The 15,876-nt window shown below is 60.5% G+C and carries 15 protein-coding genes and 1 pseudogene; 10 read left to right on the plus strand and 6 right to left on the minus strand.

The window, feature by feature from the left end; all coding sequences use genetic code 11:
• The 4 genes and pseudogenes from NF876_RS18175 to NF876_RS18190 all read left to right on the plus strand — a co-directional run.
• A pseudogene (locus NF876_RS18175) lies at positions 1-263 on the plus strand (ABC transporter substrate-binding protein); the annotation flags it as partial.
• A 72-nt stretch (positions 264-335) separates the two neighbouring features.
• Positions 336-1,214 carry an ABC transporter permease gene (locus NF876_RS18180; protein ID WP_262265891.1) on the plus strand — a complete coding sequence of 293 codons (879 nt, stop codon included), beginning with the start codon at positions 336-338 and terminating at the stop codon, positions 1,212-1,214.
• 4 nt (positions 1,215-1,218) lie between these two features.
• Positions 1,219-2,121: an ABC transporter permease gene (locus NF876_RS18185; RefSeq protein ID WP_262265830.1), complete on the plus strand. Its 903-nt coding sequence runs from the start codon at positions 1,219-1,221 to the stop codon at positions 2,119-2,121.
• Positions 2,122-2,125: 4 nt separating this feature from the next.
• Positions 2,126-2,857 carry an aspartate/glutamate racemase family protein gene (locus NF876_RS18190; RefSeq protein ID WP_262270122.1) on the plus strand — a complete coding sequence of 244 codons (732 nt, stop codon included), beginning with the start codon at positions 2,126-2,128 and terminating at the stop codon, positions 2,855-2,857.
• Positions 2,858-2,867: 10 nt separating this feature from the next.
• Here the strand turns inward: NF876_RS18190 and NF876_RS18195 are convergent, their stop codons facing one another.
• Both NF876_RS18195 and NF876_RS18200 read right to left on the minus strand, forming a co-directional pair.
• Complete coding sequence (locus NF876_RS18195) at positions 2,868-3,704, minus strand: transglutaminase-like domain-containing protein (protein WP_262265832.1); 837 nt, start codon at positions 3,702-3,704, stop codon at positions 2,868-2,870.
• Positions 3,701-4,654: a transglutaminase family protein gene (locus NF876_RS18200; RefSeq protein WP_262270123.1), complete on the minus strand. Its 954-nt coding sequence runs from the start codon at positions 4,652-4,654 to the stop codon at positions 3,701-3,703. Before NF876_RS18200 ends, NF876_RS18195 begins: the two co-directional genes overlap by 4 nt.
• 225 nt (positions 4,655-4,879) lie before the next feature.
• Between NF876_RS18200 and NF876_RS18205 the strand changes: the two genes are divergently transcribed.
• Both NF876_RS18205 and NF876_RS18210 read left to right on the plus strand, forming a co-directional pair.
• Positions 4,880-5,416 carry a P-loop NTPase family protein gene (locus NF876_RS18205; protein WP_262265834.1) on the plus strand — a complete coding sequence of 179 codons (537 nt, stop codon included), beginning with the start codon at positions 4,880-4,882 and terminating at the stop codon, positions 5,414-5,416.
• A gap of 224 nt (positions 5,417-5,640) precedes the next feature.
• Positions 5,641-6,609, plus strand: coding sequence for an IS5 family transposase (locus NF876_RS18210; protein ID WP_262265835.1), 969 nt, complete (start codon positions 5,641-5,643; stop codon positions 6,607-6,609).
• 208 nt (positions 6,610-6,817) lie between these two features.
• Here the strand turns inward: NF876_RS18210 and NF876_RS18215 are convergent, their stop codons facing one another.
• Positions 6,818-7,711 carry a LysR substrate-binding domain-containing protein gene (locus tag NF876_RS18215; RefSeq protein WP_262265836.1) on the minus strand — a complete coding sequence of 298 codons (894 nt, stop codon included), beginning with the start codon at positions 7,709-7,711 and terminating at the stop codon, positions 6,818-6,820.
• Between the two features lie 140 nt (positions 7,712-7,851).
• Between NF876_RS18215 and NF876_RS18220 the strand changes: the two genes are divergently transcribed.
• From NF876_RS18220 to NF876_RS18235, 4 genes are all read left to right on the plus strand, one after another.
• Complete coding sequence (locus NF876_RS18220) at positions 7,852-8,697, plus strand: transporter substrate-binding domain-containing protein (protein WP_262265837.1); 846 nt, start codon at positions 7,852-7,854, stop codon at positions 8,695-8,697.
• A 141-nt stretch (positions 8,698-8,838) separates the two neighbouring features.
• Entirely contained in the window at positions 8,839-10,386 is a 1,548-nt protein-coding gene (locus NF876_RS18225) for a M81 family metallopeptidase (RefSeq protein ID WP_262265838.1), read from the plus strand.
• Positions 10,383-11,339, plus strand: coding sequence for an ornithine cyclodeaminase family protein (locus tag NF876_RS18230; protein WP_262265839.1), 957 nt, complete (start codon positions 10,383-10,385; stop codon positions 11,337-11,339). Before NF876_RS18225 ends, NF876_RS18230 begins: the two co-directional genes overlap by 4 nt.
• Positions 11,340-11,343: 4 nt before the next feature.
• Positions 11,344-12,609, plus strand: coding sequence for an NAD(P)/FAD-dependent oxidoreductase (locus tag NF876_RS18235; RefSeq protein WP_262265840.1), 1,266 nt, complete (start codon positions 11,344-11,346; stop codon positions 12,607-12,609).
• Between the two features lie 86 nt (positions 12,610-12,695).
• Here the strand turns inward: NF876_RS18235 and NF876_RS18240 are convergent, their stop codons facing one another.
• The 3 genes from NF876_RS18240 to NF876_RS18250 form a co-directional block, all read right to left on the minus strand.
• Positions 12,696-13,541: a lysine/arginine/ornithine ABC transporter substrate-binding protein gene (locus NF876_RS18240; protein ID WP_373696684.1), complete on the minus strand. Its 846-nt coding sequence runs from the start codon at positions 13,539-13,541 to the stop codon at positions 12,696-12,698.
• Positions 13,542-13,993: 452 nt separating this feature from the next.
• A complete protein-coding gene (locus NF876_RS18245; protein ID WP_262265842.1) occupies positions 13,994-14,764 on the minus strand; it encodes an SDR family NAD(P)-dependent oxidoreductase in 771 nt (256 codons plus the stop codon).
• Between the two features lie 53 nt (positions 14,765-14,817).
• Positions 14,818-15,822: a LacI family DNA-binding transcriptional regulator gene (locus tag NF876_RS18250; RefSeq protein WP_262265843.1), complete on the minus strand. Its 1,005-nt coding sequence runs from the start codon at positions 15,820-15,822 to the stop codon at positions 14,818-14,820.
• Between the last annotated feature and the right edge of the window lie 54 nt (positions 15,823-15,876).

Below are 15,876 nucleotides of genomic sequence, written 5' to 3' on the forward strand. Positions count from 1 at the left end.
ATCTCAACCGGCAGGGCTATTACTCGGCCGTGCTCGACACGGCCAAGGAGAACATGGAGCCCTACGAGTGGGCCTACTGGATGGAAGGCAAGCCTGCCGAGAAGGACATCAAGGGCCCCGACGGCGGCCTTTTGGAGAAGGCGGGTGCAGTTCGCGACGGCGGCTCCTACAACGAGCGCATGGGGTCCGTGGCGTGCTGGAACTCGATCATGGACGAGAACGCCTACATGGTTCGCAAGTGGAACGAGTTCATCGCCGCCTGAGGATGCGCAAGCTCCGGCATGGCTGAAGCGTTCAGCCATGCCTCTCCGTTCACGACTGACGATAAGCAGGCGATGACCCATCACGCGCGTTGGACCTCCTACTGGCAGGCGGCCCCCTTGGCGGCGGTGCTCCTTCTGTTCTTCCTCCTGCCCCTCGTGGTGACCTTCATCGTCAGCTTCTGGAGCTATACGGGCTATTCGATCGAGCCGGGCTTCATCTTCGACAATTACCGCGACGCCTTCGACCGCTGCATCGTTGCCCTGCCCGATCTCTGCACCACGTTCCGCACCTATCTGTCGACGCTATGGTTCTGCGTGGCTGTGTGGCTCCTGACACTGGTGATCGGCTTCACCATCGCGTATTACCTGACCTTTGAGATCCGCACCACGACTGTCCGCCTCGTGCTGGCGCTCGTATGCACCATCCCGTTCTGGACCTCGAACGTGATCCGCATGATTTCATGGGTCCCCCTCCTGGGACGCAACGGCCTCGTCAACCAAGCCCTCGTCGGCGCGGGCATCATAGATCAGCCGCTCGACTGGCTCCTCTATTCCAACTTCTCGGTGCTGCTCGCTTTCGCCCACCTCAACACGGTCTTCATGATCGTGCCCATCGCAAATTCCATGTCGCGCATTGACAGGTCTCTAATCGAAGCTGCGAAGGATGCTGGTGCGACAGGCTGGCAGATCCTTTTGCACATCATCATTCCGCTTTCGAAGACGGGAATTGCCATTGGGTCGATCTTTGTCATCACGGTCGTCATGGGAGATTTCATCACCATCGGCATCATGGGAGGACAGCAGATCGCGTCCGCCGGCAAGGTCATCCAGACACAGATTGGCGCACTGCAGTTCCCGATCGCAGCCGCAAATGCGGTCGTGCTGCTGGCGGTCGTCCTGATGATCATCGCCACGCTCATCCGCTTCATCGATATTAGGAAGGAGCTTTAAGACGATGAGCGAAGGTCGGTCCCGCAGCTTCTATGTCCTGTCGTTCCTGTTCGGGCTCTACGTGCTCTTTCTCTACGGGCCAACGATCACCATCGTAGCCTTGTCGTTCCAGGGACCGGAAGGGGGCATGACCTTTCCCATGAACGGCATGTCCCTCCACTGGTTCCGCAATCTCTGGGCTGGCATCGGCGTGCCTTATGTGATGGATGCGCTTCTTAACTCCCTCAAATTGGGGACGCTCGTGACGGTCCTGACTGTTGTAATCTCACTTATGGCAGGTTTGGCCTTTCGCCGGAGTTTTCGTGGGCAGAGCGTGCTGTTTTATACGGCCATCGCGAGCCTGATCCTGCCCTCCATCATTGTGTCCCTTGGAATTGCTCTTGAGTTTCAGATTATCGACCAGAGTGTGAAGGCCCTCGGCGACATCTACGAGATCGACGCAATCCAGAATTCTTATCAGACGGCCATGGGCCTTATGTCGTCCGGTCTTGGAGCGCACCTGACCTGGACACTGCCATTCGGCGTGCTGATCATGTTCGCCATCTTCAACCGCTTTAACAGCTCCTACGAGGAAGCGGCGCGAGACCTCGGAGCCTCATCCTGGCAGACTTTCGTCCATGTCCTCGTGCCGATCATCGCGCCTTCCCTCGCGGGCGTCGTCCTCGTCGGGTTCACACTGTCATGGGACGAGATCGCCCGGACAAGCCAGGCGGTCGGGGCCGAAAACACTCTCCCGCTCACCCTGCAGGGTCTGACGACGACCGTCACGACGCCTGTCATCTATGCCCTCGGCACGGTGACAACGGGGATCTCGTTCGCGGTCATTATCGTGACCGTATCGATCGTAGTCTTGTTACAGAAGCGGCGCTCGCGACATGGGTCCGATGCCGGGAAAGGCTTGGTCTGACAATATGCGGCTTCTCCTCGTCAATCCCAACACCACCTCTTCCATGACGCGGAAGATCGAGGCCGCGGCTCGGGCTGTCGCCGATGAAGGAACGACGCTCTCGGCGATCAATCCGCTTGATGGCCCATCCTCCATCGAGGGATACTTCGATGAGGCCTACAGCCTTCCGGGCCTGCTTGGTGAGATCCGGAGAGGCGAAGAGGCGGGGTTCCAGGGTTATGTGATCGCCTGCTTCGACGACACGGGATTGGACGCGGCGCGCTCGCTCGCGACTGGGCCGGTGGTGGGGATCGGCGAGGCAGCGTTTCACTGCGCCAGCCTGATCGCAGGGCGCTTCTCGGTCATCACCACCCTGTCGCGGTCCGTGCCGGCCATCGAGCACAATCTCACGAAATACGGCTTGGCCGCACGGTGTGCCCGGGTTCGGGCATCCGAGGTTCCAGTGCTGGCGCTGGAGGCCGCGACCAGCAACGCGCGAATGCGAATTTCCGACGAGATCGAAGCGGCCAAACGCGAGGATCGCTGCGAGGCCATCGTGCTGGGCTGCGCCGGCATGGCGGATCTCGCGGCGGACCTTTCAGCCCGGCACGGGCTGCCGGTCCTCGATGGCGTCGCGTGCGCCGTCAAACTCGTAGAAACTCTCGTAAGCCTGGGCTTCAAGACATCCAAGATCGGAGGGTATGCCCCTCCCCTGCCCAAGCCTTATGGCGGCCGGTTCGCCGCCGATGGGTTCTGATGGGTCGGCACTACCCTTCCTTGCCCCGTGACTCTGAGACATCGCGGACTTTGTCCGTTGTGACGGAGAAGTTCGCCAGGAAGGTCGGGCCGAAACTCGTCGAGATCGCCACGTCGGTGGCGTCGCGCCCCGTCGCCATCAGGATCCGCCCGATCCGCGGCGTGTTGTGGCGGGCGTCGAACGTGTACCACCGGCCGTCCAGGTAAGCTTCGAACCAGGCGCTGAAATCCATCGGATCATCCACCGGCGGAATGCCAATATCGCCCAGGTACCCTGTGCAATAGCGCGCCGGGATGTTCATGCAGCGGCACAGGGTGATGGCCAGATGGGCAAAGTCACGGCAGACACCAACCTGATCGGTGTGTCCCTGCCAGGCCGTCCGGGTGGCACATGCATCCTGATAATCGAATCTGATCCGGCCATGCACATAGTCGCAGATCGCCTGAACCCGCGCCCACCCTCCCCCAATGCCGCCGAAGAGACGCCAGGCGGTATCCGAGAGTTGGTCGGTTTCGCAGTACCGGCTCCCAAGCAGATAGACGATCACATCATCGGGCAGGTCCTCGACAGGCTGCTGCACGGCCTCCGGAACGACTGGATCATGCAATCCGGAATCGCGGATCAGGAAATCCGTTGAAAGTTCGAGCCGCCCGGCCGGCGCAAGCAAGCGGGTGCAGATGTTGCCGAAGGCATCCCGATACTGCCGGGGCTCGACAGGAGGATCGCACACGAGGTCATCGGGCGTGATGAGATCCGGCTGCCGTGAGGGATGCACATGCAGCATCAGGAGCATCGGGGTCGGCTGCGGGCACTCGAAGGCGATCCGATAGCCTGCATGGATCTTCATCGCGCACCCTCCGGGTCGGAGAGGCAAGGCTCACTGTCGGGCGAAGTTGTCCTGCCGGCGCGTCGCCCCGTCCTGCCTTCTGAGGCGGTCACGTCCACCTCGACCGTCATTCCCTCGAAATCACCCGGCTCGCCCATCCATGTTCCGGAGAGCGGCACGGCCTGCCGGGGATCGCGCGCTACCGCGATGCGGATGAGGTCGCGATTGCCGATGATGCCGTTGGTCGGGTCGAATTCCACCCACCCGGCGCCAGGCAGGTAGACCTGGCACCAGGCGTGGGTCGAGCCACCGCCCACGTGGCCAGACCCGTCCAGGCTCGGGCTGTAGATATAGCCGGACACGAAGCGGGCCGCGAGCCCGAGCGCGCGCACGGCCTCGATCATCAGGATTGCGAAGTCGCGGCAGCTTCCACGGTTGAGCATCAGGGTCGTCAGAGGATCCTGGATCCCGGTTTCCGGGCGCCTGTTGTAGGTGAAGCTCTCCTTGATGGCGTAGGTGAGAGTCATCAGGAGTTCACCGGTGCGCGTCGGGCGCCCCTGATGCAGGAATTTCTGAACCCAACGATGGATCTGGTGATCCGGGTCGAGATACTGCCGCTCCATCGTGCGCATGAGATCGGGCATCTCCTCTGCGCTATAGGCAAAGGGGTAGGTCTGGGCATAGTCCTCCATTTGAAAGTCTGGTGCATTCAAGGGCAGGTGATCGAGGCGAATGTTGCTCTCGAACCGCAGCTCGGACGCCTCTTTGGTGAACCGGGCAATGGCAACGCAGTTGCCGAAGACATCGTGGATCCATCGCAAGGCGCTCGGCACCGGGTCGATCTCGATCCGGGCATCCAAAAGCTTCTGATCATAGCTGTCGCGGGGCCGGAACATGATCCGGTGCTCGCCGAACGAGACGGGCTGCTTATAACGATAGGTTGTTACGTGTCGGACCGCGAGAAGGGTCATCTCATCCGCCAACCAGTGAGGCAACCGGAGGATCCAGAGGCCCTGCCGTTCCGAGCCTCCTGCCTGCGACGAGTTTAGGATCGAATGATCTGGAGGCGAAAGCCTATAGTTTAGGCCTTGTCGCTTGAGCGCTATCACACGCAGGTTCGCTGCTGCGCAAGCCAGCCTTGTTCTATCGATTCAGCGGACTAATCTTCGGGATGTGCTGGTGGGCAGGACCAGATAATGCAATCCTTGGAGCGCGTCCACATTTTCGGAGCGCCGGGCTGTGGCTCATCGACGCTCGGGCGGGCCCTTGCCCAACGGCTCAGGTGTCAGCACGTGGATGCAGACGATGCGTATTGGCTTCCGACCATTCCGCCTTACCAAATCAGGAGAAGGGCAGCCGAGCGCGTCCGGATGCTGGAGGAGGCCACCCGGTGGGCCAGGCACTGGGTGCTGTCCGGTGCGATCGTCGGGTGGGGTGACGCCCTGATCCCGACCTTCGATCTTGTGGTCTTTTTATCCGTTCCTGCAGAGGTCAGACAGGCCCGCCTTCGTGCGCGGGAACGGGAGCGCTTCGGACCTGCGATTGAGCCTGGCGGCTCCATGCATGAACGGCATCAGGCCTTTCTTCGATGGGCCGCTGGCTATGACACGGGTACCAGTGGGCGAACACGCGAGACCGACGCCAGCTGGCTTGCACAGCTTAGGTGTCCCGTGCTGCCCATGACAGGCGAATGCCCGACCGATGCTCAGGTCATTCACATCTTGTCATTGTAAGGTTCCTGTCTTGAGAGCAGCAGAGGTACGGTCCTGATGCACGAGGGTTCGGTCACACCCGCTCAGTTGCGCGCCGGACGGGCGCTCCTTGGTTTGTCTCAGGCCGAACTCGCCGAGCGCGCGAGCGTGACGGTTGAAGTGGCTGTGTTGCACGGATCGGCGGGTTGGTGCCTTGATCTGGATGACATAGGAAGGCTGTTCCCTCCTGATCTCGGATTTCGACCGTGCCGTTCAAGACCAATGCTGCTCGCCGTCACCGCATCCCCAAGCAGCGGCACCGGGTGACGAACTGGGCCGAATACGACGCCGCCCTGTGCCAGCGGGGAAGTCTCACGGTCTGGTTCACCGAGGAAGCCATTGCGGCTTGGCGGGCCGAGCCTCGTAGAACGCGAGGCGGTCAGCCGCATTACTCAGCTCTGGCAATCCGAACCGCCCTGACGCTCCGGGCGGTGTTCCGGCTGGCGCTGCGCCAAACCGAGGGATTGATTGGCTCAGTCCTGAGGCTCCTCGGGCTGGATCTGGCGGTGCCGGATCACTCAACTCTGAGCCGGCGCGCCGAAGCTCTGAAGGTCCCAAAGCCATGTTCACGCTCCAGAGGACCGGTGCACCTGCTGGTGGACAGCACGGGCCTGCAACTCTGCGGGCCCCGCGAGTTGCTGATCGAGAAGCATAGGACCCGGAGACGCCGGTCCTGGCGCAAGCTGCACATCGGGATGGATGCCGAGTCTGGGCAGATCCTCGCGACAAAGTTGACGACCCATGATGTCGATGATGGCTCGCAGGTTGGGCCCTTGCTCGACGAGATCACAGCTCCTCTTGCCTCTCTGACAGGCGATGGAGCCTACGATCAGGCTGGTGTCTACGGCGCCATTGGCAAGCGCCATCCTAATGCTGACGTGATCATTCCACCCCGATCAACAGCAGTACCAAGCGAGATGGCCGCGAGCACTCCGACCCAGCGCGATCGGCATCTCCAAAGCATCGCCGAGCATGGACGCATGGGCTGGCAGAAGCGGTCCGGGTACACACGTCGGGCTCTGGTGGAGGTGTCTATAAGCCGCTTCAAACACGTGATCGGTACGAGCTTACGCTCGCGGACGGAACCTCGCCGCGCGACTGAGACCGCCATTGCCATTCATGTTCTGAACCGGATGCTTGATCTCGGACGCCCGAAGTCCGTGCGCATCGCTTAAACAAAGGCTCTGAGTGGGCTCAGTGTGTTCAACAACTAATCCGTGCAACACAGCCGCTGTAAGTTGCAATATCCTAAACCCGCAAAGCAGAGATTCTCCGGCACTTTGCTCAATGCTGACATTTTAACTTTGCGCCCACAGGGCAATCGCGCTGAACAAACATTTTGACAAGAAGTCTGGGTTTCCGCCATTGTCTCCCGTATTGGGCTCAGGCGGCTAGAGCGGTTTCCCGATCAAAGCTTTTGAGGATCCATTGCCGAACTGCTGTTACGGCCGGACGCCGCTCGTGATCGCCAGCATCGATCAGGCAAAATGAGGCCGGCGCCCGGACGCTCTCAGCAAACGGTCGGACAAGGACCCCAGCGTCCAAATAGCGTTGGCAGGTCACGTTATCTCCCATGGCGAGCCCAAGGCCGCCGACGGCTGCCTCGATCATCGCCAGATGATTTCCGAGATAATGGCGTCCTCCGGTGAGGATGCTTCCCTGCGGGACCGTCGCCAGCCAGAGATCCCACTCGTGACCATTCGCGGCACATAGCAGAGGCGTATCGGTCAAATCGCGGATGTCACCGCTTGCGAGAAGATCCGGCCGGCAGACCGGAAAGAGATCAGTATCGGTCAACCGCTCGCTGCGCCGGCCAGGCCAGATTCCATCGCCATAGCGAATGCACAGATCGACATCGGAGGCGATGACCTCCTTCGGGCTGTTCGAGGGACGCAGGTGTAACTTCAGGTCCGGATACTGCTTCAAAAGATCGCCGACTGTCTTCACCAGCCACAGGCATGTCAGGGCAGGAGGCGCGCTCACCGTAACGTCGCCCCGGACGCTCGGTCGATCCAAGCTGATGACGGCTGCCGCCAGAAGGTCGAACCCGGAACTTAGAGGGGCAAGGAGTTGCTCGCCTGCTACCGTCAGCTTGAATCGGTTACCCGCCCGCTCCAGGAGATCGGCGCCGACGAAGGCTTCCAGCGTACGGATCTGGTGGCTGACTGCTCCATGCGTCACCCCGAGTTCCTCCGCGGCCCGGGAGATCGAGCCACGGCGGGCCGCTGCCTCGAAGGCCCGCAGAGCATTGAGAGGGGGGAGCCGGCGTGCTGCCATTGTTAGATTTTCTCACAGTTGAGCCAGAGACATTCTCGTTTGCGTGAGCCTGTCTGTCTAGAGCAAGGTCTAGGCTCCTGGCGGAGGCCCTGGTCGGTCGCTGGAAGGACTTCATAAACATTCCAAGAGGGAGCAACTCGGTGAGGCGTCTTCAACTACTCGGCATTGCGGCGCTGGGGCTTCTTGCGGCCACCGGCGGCGCCTTCGCACAGGCAAAGAAATGGGAAACCGTGAAGATCGCCACGGAAGGCGCCTATGCTCCGTGGAACTTCACCGGCCCTGGCGGCAAGCTCGAAGGCTTCGAGATCGATCTCATCGGCGAGCTCTGCCCGCGGATGAAGGTGAAGTGCGAGATCGTGGCCCAGGACTGGGATGGTATTATCCCGGCGCTCAACGCCGGCAAGTACGACGCCATCATGGCCGGGATGCAGATCACCGATAAGCGGCTGGAAACCATCAATTTCTCGCGGCCGTATGCCCGTACCCCCGGTGCCTTCCTCGTTCCCAAGGATTCTCCCCTGGCAAAGGTGCCAAGCGACAAGGTCTTCGATATCGGCGCGGATGCTGCGGCGGCCCAGAAGGCTGCTGACGAGATCAAGCCGCTCCTCAAGGGCAAGGTCGTGGGCGTCCAAGGCTCGACCACCCTCGCAACCATGATGGAGCGCCTGTTCCAGGGCGTGGAAATCCGCGAGTATAAGACCACAGAGCAGCATGATCTCGATCTTGCCGCTGGGCGCGTCGACGCCGTGGCCGCGGCCACGACGACCCTCGACACCACCCTGAGCAAGCCGGGCTTTGAGAACTTCGTCATTGCCGGTCCTGGCTTCACCGGTGGCTTCATGGGCCGGGGTGTCGCGGCGGGCTTACGCAAGGCTGACCAAGACCTGAAAGTCATGTTCGACGAGGCGATTGCAGCAGCCTTGGCCGACGGCACGATCTCACGGCTGTCCCAGAAGTGGTTCAAGCGCGACCTCGCTGCAAAGTAACAAAATATTGAGATTGCTGAACTAGCCCCGCTCGGCTGAGCCGACGGGGCACGCTGCCCCTTTGCATGAGGACGAGACATGAGGGAGCAGACGCTCCACCGGTACTCGTCCCCTGCCCTCCTTCAAACCTGGAGTCGGACTATGTCCTTTCGCGTACTCTCGGCACAGATCATGCACGAGTCGAATTCCTTCAGCGTACGCCTGACGTCTCTGGACCGTTTCGCCGACGTGATCCTGCTTCACGGCGACGAGGCCCTGCGGGCGCTCGATGGCACGAATACCGAGGTCGCGGGCTTCCTGGATGTTGCACGCGAGAAGAGTTGGGAGCTGGTTCATGTCATCAGTGCCCACGCTAATCCGGCAGGCTGCGTCACCGAGGAGGCTTTCGAGGAGATCATGAAAGTCGTCGAGGAAGCCGCCCGCCGGGAGCGGGAACGGCTCGATGGGATTCTGCTCGCATTCCACGGAGCTATGGTCACAACCCATTCAGGCGACGGCGAAGGGGAGATTCTCGAACGCCTCCGCGCCATTGTCGGTCAGGAAATTCCGATCGCCGCGACCTTGGATCTACATGCCAACGTCACCAGGCGCATGTGCGAACTGGCCGACATTTTGGTGTCCTATAAGACCTATCCGCATATCGACATGCGCGTGGCCGGGCGGCATGCGGCCGAGTTGCTGCACCGGACCATGGCGGGCGAAATCAAGCCCCAGACTCTCTTCGTGCGCCCGCCCATGCTGGAGGACGCCAATGGCGGCCGCACGGACGTTGGGCCGCTTGTCGCCGTGATGGACCGCGCCCGAGCGTACGAAAGCGAGCCTAATGTCCTGGCGGTGAGCGTCAACGGCGCTTTCCCTTATGCCGATATCGATGAGATCGGTCCGACCATCACGGTGACCTATTCAGGGGATCCGGAACCTCACCGGCAGTTCGCCGAAGAGATCGCCAAGGCCATGTGGGACGTACGCCATGATCTCGTCAACCGCTTCCTATCCCCTGAGGAGGCAGTAGCTTCCGCGCTTGCCGACGCTGACCGGCCGGTGGTTATCGCGGATTATGCCGACAATCCCGGAGCTGGGGGATACGGTGATGGAACGAACCTGCTTCGGGCCTTGATTGCGGCAGACGCAGACGCCTGCTTCTGCCCGATCGTGGATCCTGAGACTGCCTCGCAGCTGCAGACCAGGAAGCCCGGTGAAACGGTATCGATCCGTCTCGGCGGCAAGGTGAACGCGTCCTTCGGCGGCGAGCCCCTTGACCTCACTGGCACGCTGCTGAGAGTCTCCGATGGCAGCTACACCTGTGACGGGCCGATGTATGCGGGTGTCCGCATGTCCTTTGGACCCACGGCGGTGATCGAGGTCGGGTGCGTTCAGGTCGTGATCGTCACTGAGCCTCACCAGTGTCATGACCTGCAGCAGTTCCTTGCTTTTGGCATTGACCCTCGTAGCAAGAAGACTGTCGCAGTTAAATCCATGCAGCACTTCCGGGCCGCGTTCGAGCCGATCGCAAGTCGGGTTCTGGTGTGCGACAGCGGAGCGCTGGCCTCTCCGGATCTGAGGAAGTTCACCTTCACCCGCGTGCCGAGACCGATGTATCCGCTCGACCCGAATACGCCGTACAGCCCCGAAGTCTTCATTCGCTCCCGGCCCTCTGAAAATCCTGCCAAAGTGGAGAGGCAAGCATGACCCAGCCCTCCCCTGCCTGGCTCAATGCCGCTGCCGTCGAGGACCGGATGAAGCGTGTTGACGCCGTCGCGGCGATGCGGAATCTCTTCGAGGCGCACGGGCAAGGCCGCGTGACTCAGCCGCCGCAAGTTATCACCCTGCTGCCCGACAACCGGGGCGACTTTATCACCTACTCGGGTGTTCTGCCGGAGGACGGTGTCTTCGGGGTCAAGGTTTCGCCGTATGTGGTCACCCCGTTCGGCGGCAAGGTCACGGCCACGACGATGCTGATGAGCCTTGAGACGGGACAACCCTTGCTGTTCTGCGACTCGCTGGCGCTGACGACGGAGCGAACCGCCGCAACAACGGCCTTGGCGGTCGACCTCCTCGCCCGAGTTGATGCCGCCAATCTGGCAATCATCGGCAGCGGCCCCATTGCCCTGGCTCACCTGCATCACGTCCTGCCGCTGCGGTCGTGGAAGCGGATCCGCATCCATTCACGCAACATCTTTGCCAAAAAGGAGATCCTTGAGGCGCGCCTTGGTGAACTCCGACCGGTCCCTGAGATCGTTGACGACTGCACTCTCGCGGTGGCAGATGCCGATGTGGTGCTGCTTTGTACGTCCTCCGGCACCCCGGTTCTATTGATGGAGCATATCAGGCCCGGGATGCTTGTGACCTCGATCAGCACGAATGTCGCGCGAGCTCACGAAGTCCCGCCTGATGCCTTGGCGCGAATGAATGTCTATTGTGACGATCGGTCGACAACTCCCCTCATCGCGGGTGAGATGGTGCTGGCTTCCGAGAGTGGGTGGTCTCGCGACAACATCCGGGGCGATCTGGGTGAACTTGCCTGCGGCAAGGCGCAGGCCCCCTCCCCCGGTCGGGCCAGCTTCTTCCGCTCCATGGGCCTTGGGGCCGAGGACGTGAAGATGGCGCTCGAGATCCACCGCGTGAGCTCGCAGGCGTCCTGAGCCGATGACACACCCGCATCCTGAAATCCGCGCCGATGTCATCGTGCTGGGAGCCGGCATCGTAGGCGTCTCCGCCGCCCTGCATCTTCAGATCCGGGGGCGCGATGTCGTCCTGATTGACCGACGCGGCGCGGGTGAGGAAACGAGCCATGGCAACGCCGGGCTGATCGAACGATCGAGCGTCATCCCCTACGGGTTCCCCCGCGATCTCAGGACCGTCCTCATCTACGCCCTGAACCGCTCCGCAGATGTCCGTTCCGACTGGCGCTTTCTGCCTCGGATCCTCCCTTGGCTCTGGCAATTCTGGCGCGAATCCGCCCCCGAATCCTTGAAAAAGGCAGCGGCCGACATGCTGCCTCTCATCGAGCGGTCAGTTTCAGAGCATGAACTCCTCATGGCTGAAGCCGGGCTTCTGGGGCAATTGCGCCGGACGGGCTGGGTCGAGGCATTCCGCAGTCGGAAGTCTCTCGACCAAGCAGCGAAGCATGCAGCCGCTCTCGAGCCTTTTGGATTGCATTTCGATATCTTAGACGGCAAAACCCTTCGTCAGCGCGAGCCTCACACATCCGAGACCCTCATTGGGGGAATTCATTGGCGGGATCCGGCGACGGTTCCTGACCCCGGCGGTCTCGTAAAAGGATACGCTGACCTGTTTCAGCAGCGTGGCGGCCGTTTCGTTCAAGGGGAGGCCCGCACGCTCCGGCAGGATGGCATCGAATGGACAGTCCGCAGCCGGGATCGCGTAGTCCGCGCCCACGACGTCGTAATTGCTCTCGGACCGTGGTCCGACACAGTCCTGCGTCCACTAGGCTATCGCGTTCCGATGGTCGTCAAACGCGGATACCACGTGCATCTCCGGCCACAGGCCGATGCTGTCCTCCACCATCCTGTGGTCGACGTGGACGGCGGGTTTCTCTTGGCGCCGATGACGCGCGGTATCCGCCTGACCACGGGTGTCGAGTTTGCCCACCGAGATTCCGTACAAACTCCCCTGCAGTTGGAACGAACTGAGCCCCTGGCACGCGAAATTTTTCCTCTTAAGGATCGGATTGATCCGCAGCCGTGGATGGGAGCCCGCCCCTGTCTGCCTGATATGCGTCCCGTCATTGGTGCTGCTCCAAAGCACAAAGGTCTCTGGTGCGCCTTTGGCCACAATCATCATGGCCTGACCCTTGGACCGGTTACCGGGCGTTTACTAGCCGAGATGATGACTGGCCGGGAAACGTTCACTGACCCAAGGCCCTATTCTATTGCTCGTTTCATGTCCTGAGCCCCATGGCTGAACACGGCATAAAGCTCAGGCCGCGTCATTGGCGTCTCTAATTGAGCCGATGAGTGTGTATCGCGCTGCTATCCTCAGGTTTTCGGAGCAACGTCGATCTTGAACCACTTCATCGAGAGTTTCTGGATGGTGCCATCCTGAGTGGCCGCGTTGATTGCCTCATTGAGCTTCTGCTTTAACTCAGCGTCCTCCTTGCGCAGACCAATGCCGACCCCGTCGCCCTGAATGCCACCGGTGATAGCAGGCCCGACGAGCGCGTAGTCCTTGAATTCCGGCTTACCGAGGGTGCCGATAATCGCAGTGGCGTCCGCCAGCACCGCATCAATCCGCCCGGCCAGAAGATCCAAGTCATGGGCTTCGGTGGTCTTGTACTCCCGAATGTCGACCGTACCCTTCAGGTACTTCTCGGTGAAGACGGGATGAGTGGTGGAGACCTGGACGCCGATCGTCTTACCCTTGAGCAGCGGCTTCGTTGCCTCAATTGCCTTCTCGGCCTCCGCTTGCTGGCTTACCAGATTATAGGTTTGTCCCGTTCCCGGCATCTTGGCGAGCGGCGAATCCTTCGCCACAAGATAACCATTAGGCGAGTCGGCATAGGGACCAGCAAAATCGATTACCTGCTTGCGTTCGTCGGTGATGCTCATGCCGGCCATGATGGCATCATATTTCTTCGCTTGAAGAGCGGGGATGATCCCGTCCCAGTCCTGGGCCACAATCTCGCACTTTACTTTGATGCGGCGGCAAAGTTCGTTGGCGAGATCAATGTCGAAGCCTTCGAGCTTGCCGCCCGCGCCGGTGAAATTCCACGGGGCATAAGCGCCTTCCGTCGCGATCTTGATGACTCTGTCCTGTGCAGCGGTCACACCACCTGCCAGAGTGGCAGCGATCGCAGCGAACGCGAAGCTCCTCATGATAGTCATTTCTGTCACCTTCGTCTTTTGGCCTGCGATGAATAACTTGGATTCTAGAACGGAAATCAGCTTATTGGAACTATGCTCCAGCCTTGGATTCTCTAGCACCCGTGTGATAATGTGGGATGCACCGTGAACCGTCACACCCAACCTGGACTGTCAGCCTGACATCTGTCTAATGCGTTCATCAGGAAAGCTACACAGCGGACTGATGAGACCGATTTGGGTCTGTGCTCACGCGCGGCAAGGCCTCGCTCTTTCAGATGCGACTTCAGTACGCTTGGCCGCATTTGTGTCACGGGTGCGCCTAAGGATTTTTGGCAACCCGTCTCTTTTGAACACCTTGATTTCGTGTCTGTCCTGATGTGACAGTAATCTTCCAAAGTTTGAAATCGCGCGAGATGGCTCGACGAATTAACGGTTAGCTGAACCTGCGAGGGCCGCGCTTCTTGCAAAGGCATTCACAAGCTCGCGGTTACTCCTCCGTCAACATAAATCACCTGCCCATTTACAAATGCCGACGCTTTTGATGCCAAGAATATTGCTACGCCGACAAGGTCGTCCAGTTCACCCCAGCGTCTAGAAGGAGTCCGCGCAATGAGCCATTCGGAGAATGTGGGATCATCGACGAGTGCTCGATTCAACTCGGTCTTGAAATATCCCGGTCCGATCCCGTTTACCTGCAAGCCGTACTTGCCCCAATCGATTGCCATCCCTTTCGTGAGCATTTTGACCGCTCCCTTCGACGCAGCGTAGGGCGCGATTGAGGGGCGACCCAACTCACTTTGGACCGAGCAGATGTTGATGATCTTGCCGCGCCTGCGAGGGATCATCCTGCGGGCCACAGCCTGACTAACGAGAAAGACACTGTCCACGTTTGTTGACATAAGTTCGTGCCATGTCTCCTCAGGATAATCTTCCAGCGGCGCCCGACGCTGCATACCGGCGTTGTTGATGAGAATTTCAATGGGGCCGATCTCATTCTCGATGTGATCGATGGCGCTACCGATAGCCGCGCTGTCTATGACGTCGAATGGTGCTTCAGCGACGTGGTAGCCGAGTTCCCGGAGCGATTTGGCAGCATTGTGAACCTTTTGCGATCGGCGTCCGTTGAGGACCACCCGTGCGCCAGCCCCTGCCAGGCCGCGAGCCATGGCGAGGCCAAGTCCTGCGCTCGACCCGGTTACCAACGCAACTCTACCCGTAAGGTCGAAAAGATCCGACGTCGCCATCATTCGTATCTGTGCCTCTTCGCCTGTTAGCTAAGCCTGTGATGAAAGAGGTGTCAGGTCGTTCCCCGCACGATCAAGTCCGGTTCGATCACGATACCATGCTGGGTATGACGCCCCTCAATCCGGTCAAGGAGCATTCGCATTGCGAGTTCGCCTAGATCCTCCTTCGCCACCCGCAGCGTCGTCAATGGAGGCGAGACGAGCCCTGCGAGAAGAATATCGTCGCATCCGGTCACCGCGATATCAGCAGGAATAGCAATCTGCTGCTCCTTCAATACACCCATGACGCCGACGGCAATCAGGTCGTTGTAGCAGACGATCGCATCGATGGCCGCCCCTTTCCGGACGAGCTGCTGTCCAGCTTCGATGCCACCTGCCAAGTCAGGGGTGCTCGGAATCTCGATCGCCAGGGCAAGCCCGTGCCGTTCAAGAGCCGCGACAAGACCCAGCCTGCGCTTATGCCCTCCATAGGAGGTCGCAGGTCCCGACGCATACGCAAATCGGGTCCGACCTTGCGCGATCAGTTGCTCGACGATTGCGTCGACTCCAGCACGGTAGTCTATCTCAATTGAACCTGCAGCGCGCTTCGGAAGGACCCGATTGATAAGAACGACAGCGCGATGCCCGTCGATTGCCTGAGCAAGGCGCTTCTCATCCAGACGCGCGCTGCACAGGATGACCCCGTCGACGCGCTTCTCAAGGAGCGTACGAAGAACCTCCTCCTCTCGGGCCGGATCTTCGACGACATTGCACGTGAGCAATGTGTATCCTGCTGGCCGGGCCGCCAGTTCGGCGCCTCGAATTATTTCGGGGAAGAATGGGTTGACAATATCAGGGACGACGATCGCGACGATCTTAGACCGATCATTGCGGAGGTTCTTGGCGAAGGCATTCGGGCGGTAGTTCAGAGCGACTGCGGTCTCGAGTACCCGCTGGCGCGTCTCTTCACTCGCTCCGCCACGGCCGTTGAGGACCCGCGAAACGGTCATTGGCGAAACGCGGGCTGCCTCGGCCACATCGGTGATAGTAGCCGGCCGAGTTTGGGTCTTGACGTCCATGGCCCTTTTTCAGCCTCGCGTTATGGGTAACGTTATCGTAACTTTGGGCACGTC

The sequence above is a fragment of the Microvirga yunnanensis genome (assembly GCF_025460875.1).

What these genes read in the sequence shown, in the direction of transcription:
- NF876_RS18185 (WP_262265830.1), top strand. Translation starts at nt 1,219, where the DNA reads ATGAGCGAAGGTCGGTCCCGCAGCTTCTATGTCCTGTCGTTCCTGTTC.
- NF876_RS18240 (WP_373696684.1), bottom strand. Translation starts at nt 13,541, where the DNA reads ATGACTATCATGAGGAGCTTCGCGTTCGCTGCGATCGCTGCCACTCTG.
- NF876_RS18250 (WP_262265843.1), bottom strand. Translation starts at nt 15,822, where the DNA reads ATGGACGTCAAGACCCAAACTCGGCCGGCTACTATCACCGATGTGGCC.
- NF876_RS18215 (WP_262265836.1), bottom strand. Translation starts at nt 7,711, where the DNA reads ATGGCAGCACGCCGGCTCCCCCCTCTCAATGCTCTGCGGGCCTTCGAG.
- NF876_RS18190 (WP_262270122.1), top strand. Translation starts at nt 2,126, where the DNA reads ATGCGGCTTCTCCTCGTCAATCCCAACACCACCTCTTCCATGACGCGG.
- NF876_RS18195 (WP_262265832.1), bottom strand. Translation starts at nt 3,704, where the DNA reads ATGAAGATCCATGCAGGCTATCGGATCGCCTTCGAGTGCCCGCAGCCG.
- NF876_RS18245 (WP_262265842.1), bottom strand. Translation starts at nt 14,764, where the DNA reads ATGGCGACGTCGGATCTTTTCGACCTTACGGGTAGAGTTGCGTTGGTA.
- NF876_RS18205 (WP_262265834.1), top strand. Translation starts at nt 4,880, where the DNA reads ATGCAATCCTTGGAGCGCGTCCACATTTTCGGAGCGCCGGGCTGTGGC.
- NF876_RS18225 (WP_262265838.1), top strand. Translation starts at nt 8,839, where the DNA reads ATGTCCTTTCGCGTACTCTCGGCACAGATCATGCACGAGTCGAATTCC.
- NF876_RS18235 (WP_262265840.1), top strand. Translation starts at nt 11,344, where the DNA reads ATGACACACCCGCATCCTGAAATCCGCGCCGATGTCATCGTGCTGGGA.
- NF876_RS18180 (WP_262265891.1), top strand. Translation starts at nt 336, where the DNA reads ATGACCCATCACGCGCGTTGGACCTCCTACTGGCAGGCGGCCCCCTTG.
- NF876_RS18230 (WP_262265839.1), top strand. Translation starts at nt 10,383, where the DNA reads ATGACCCAGCCCTCCCCTGCCTGGCTCAATGCCGCTGCCGTCGAGGAC.
- NF876_RS18200 (WP_262270123.1), bottom strand. Translation starts at nt 4,654, where the DNA reads ATGACCCTTCTCGCGGTCCGACACGTAACAACCTATCGTTATAAGCAG.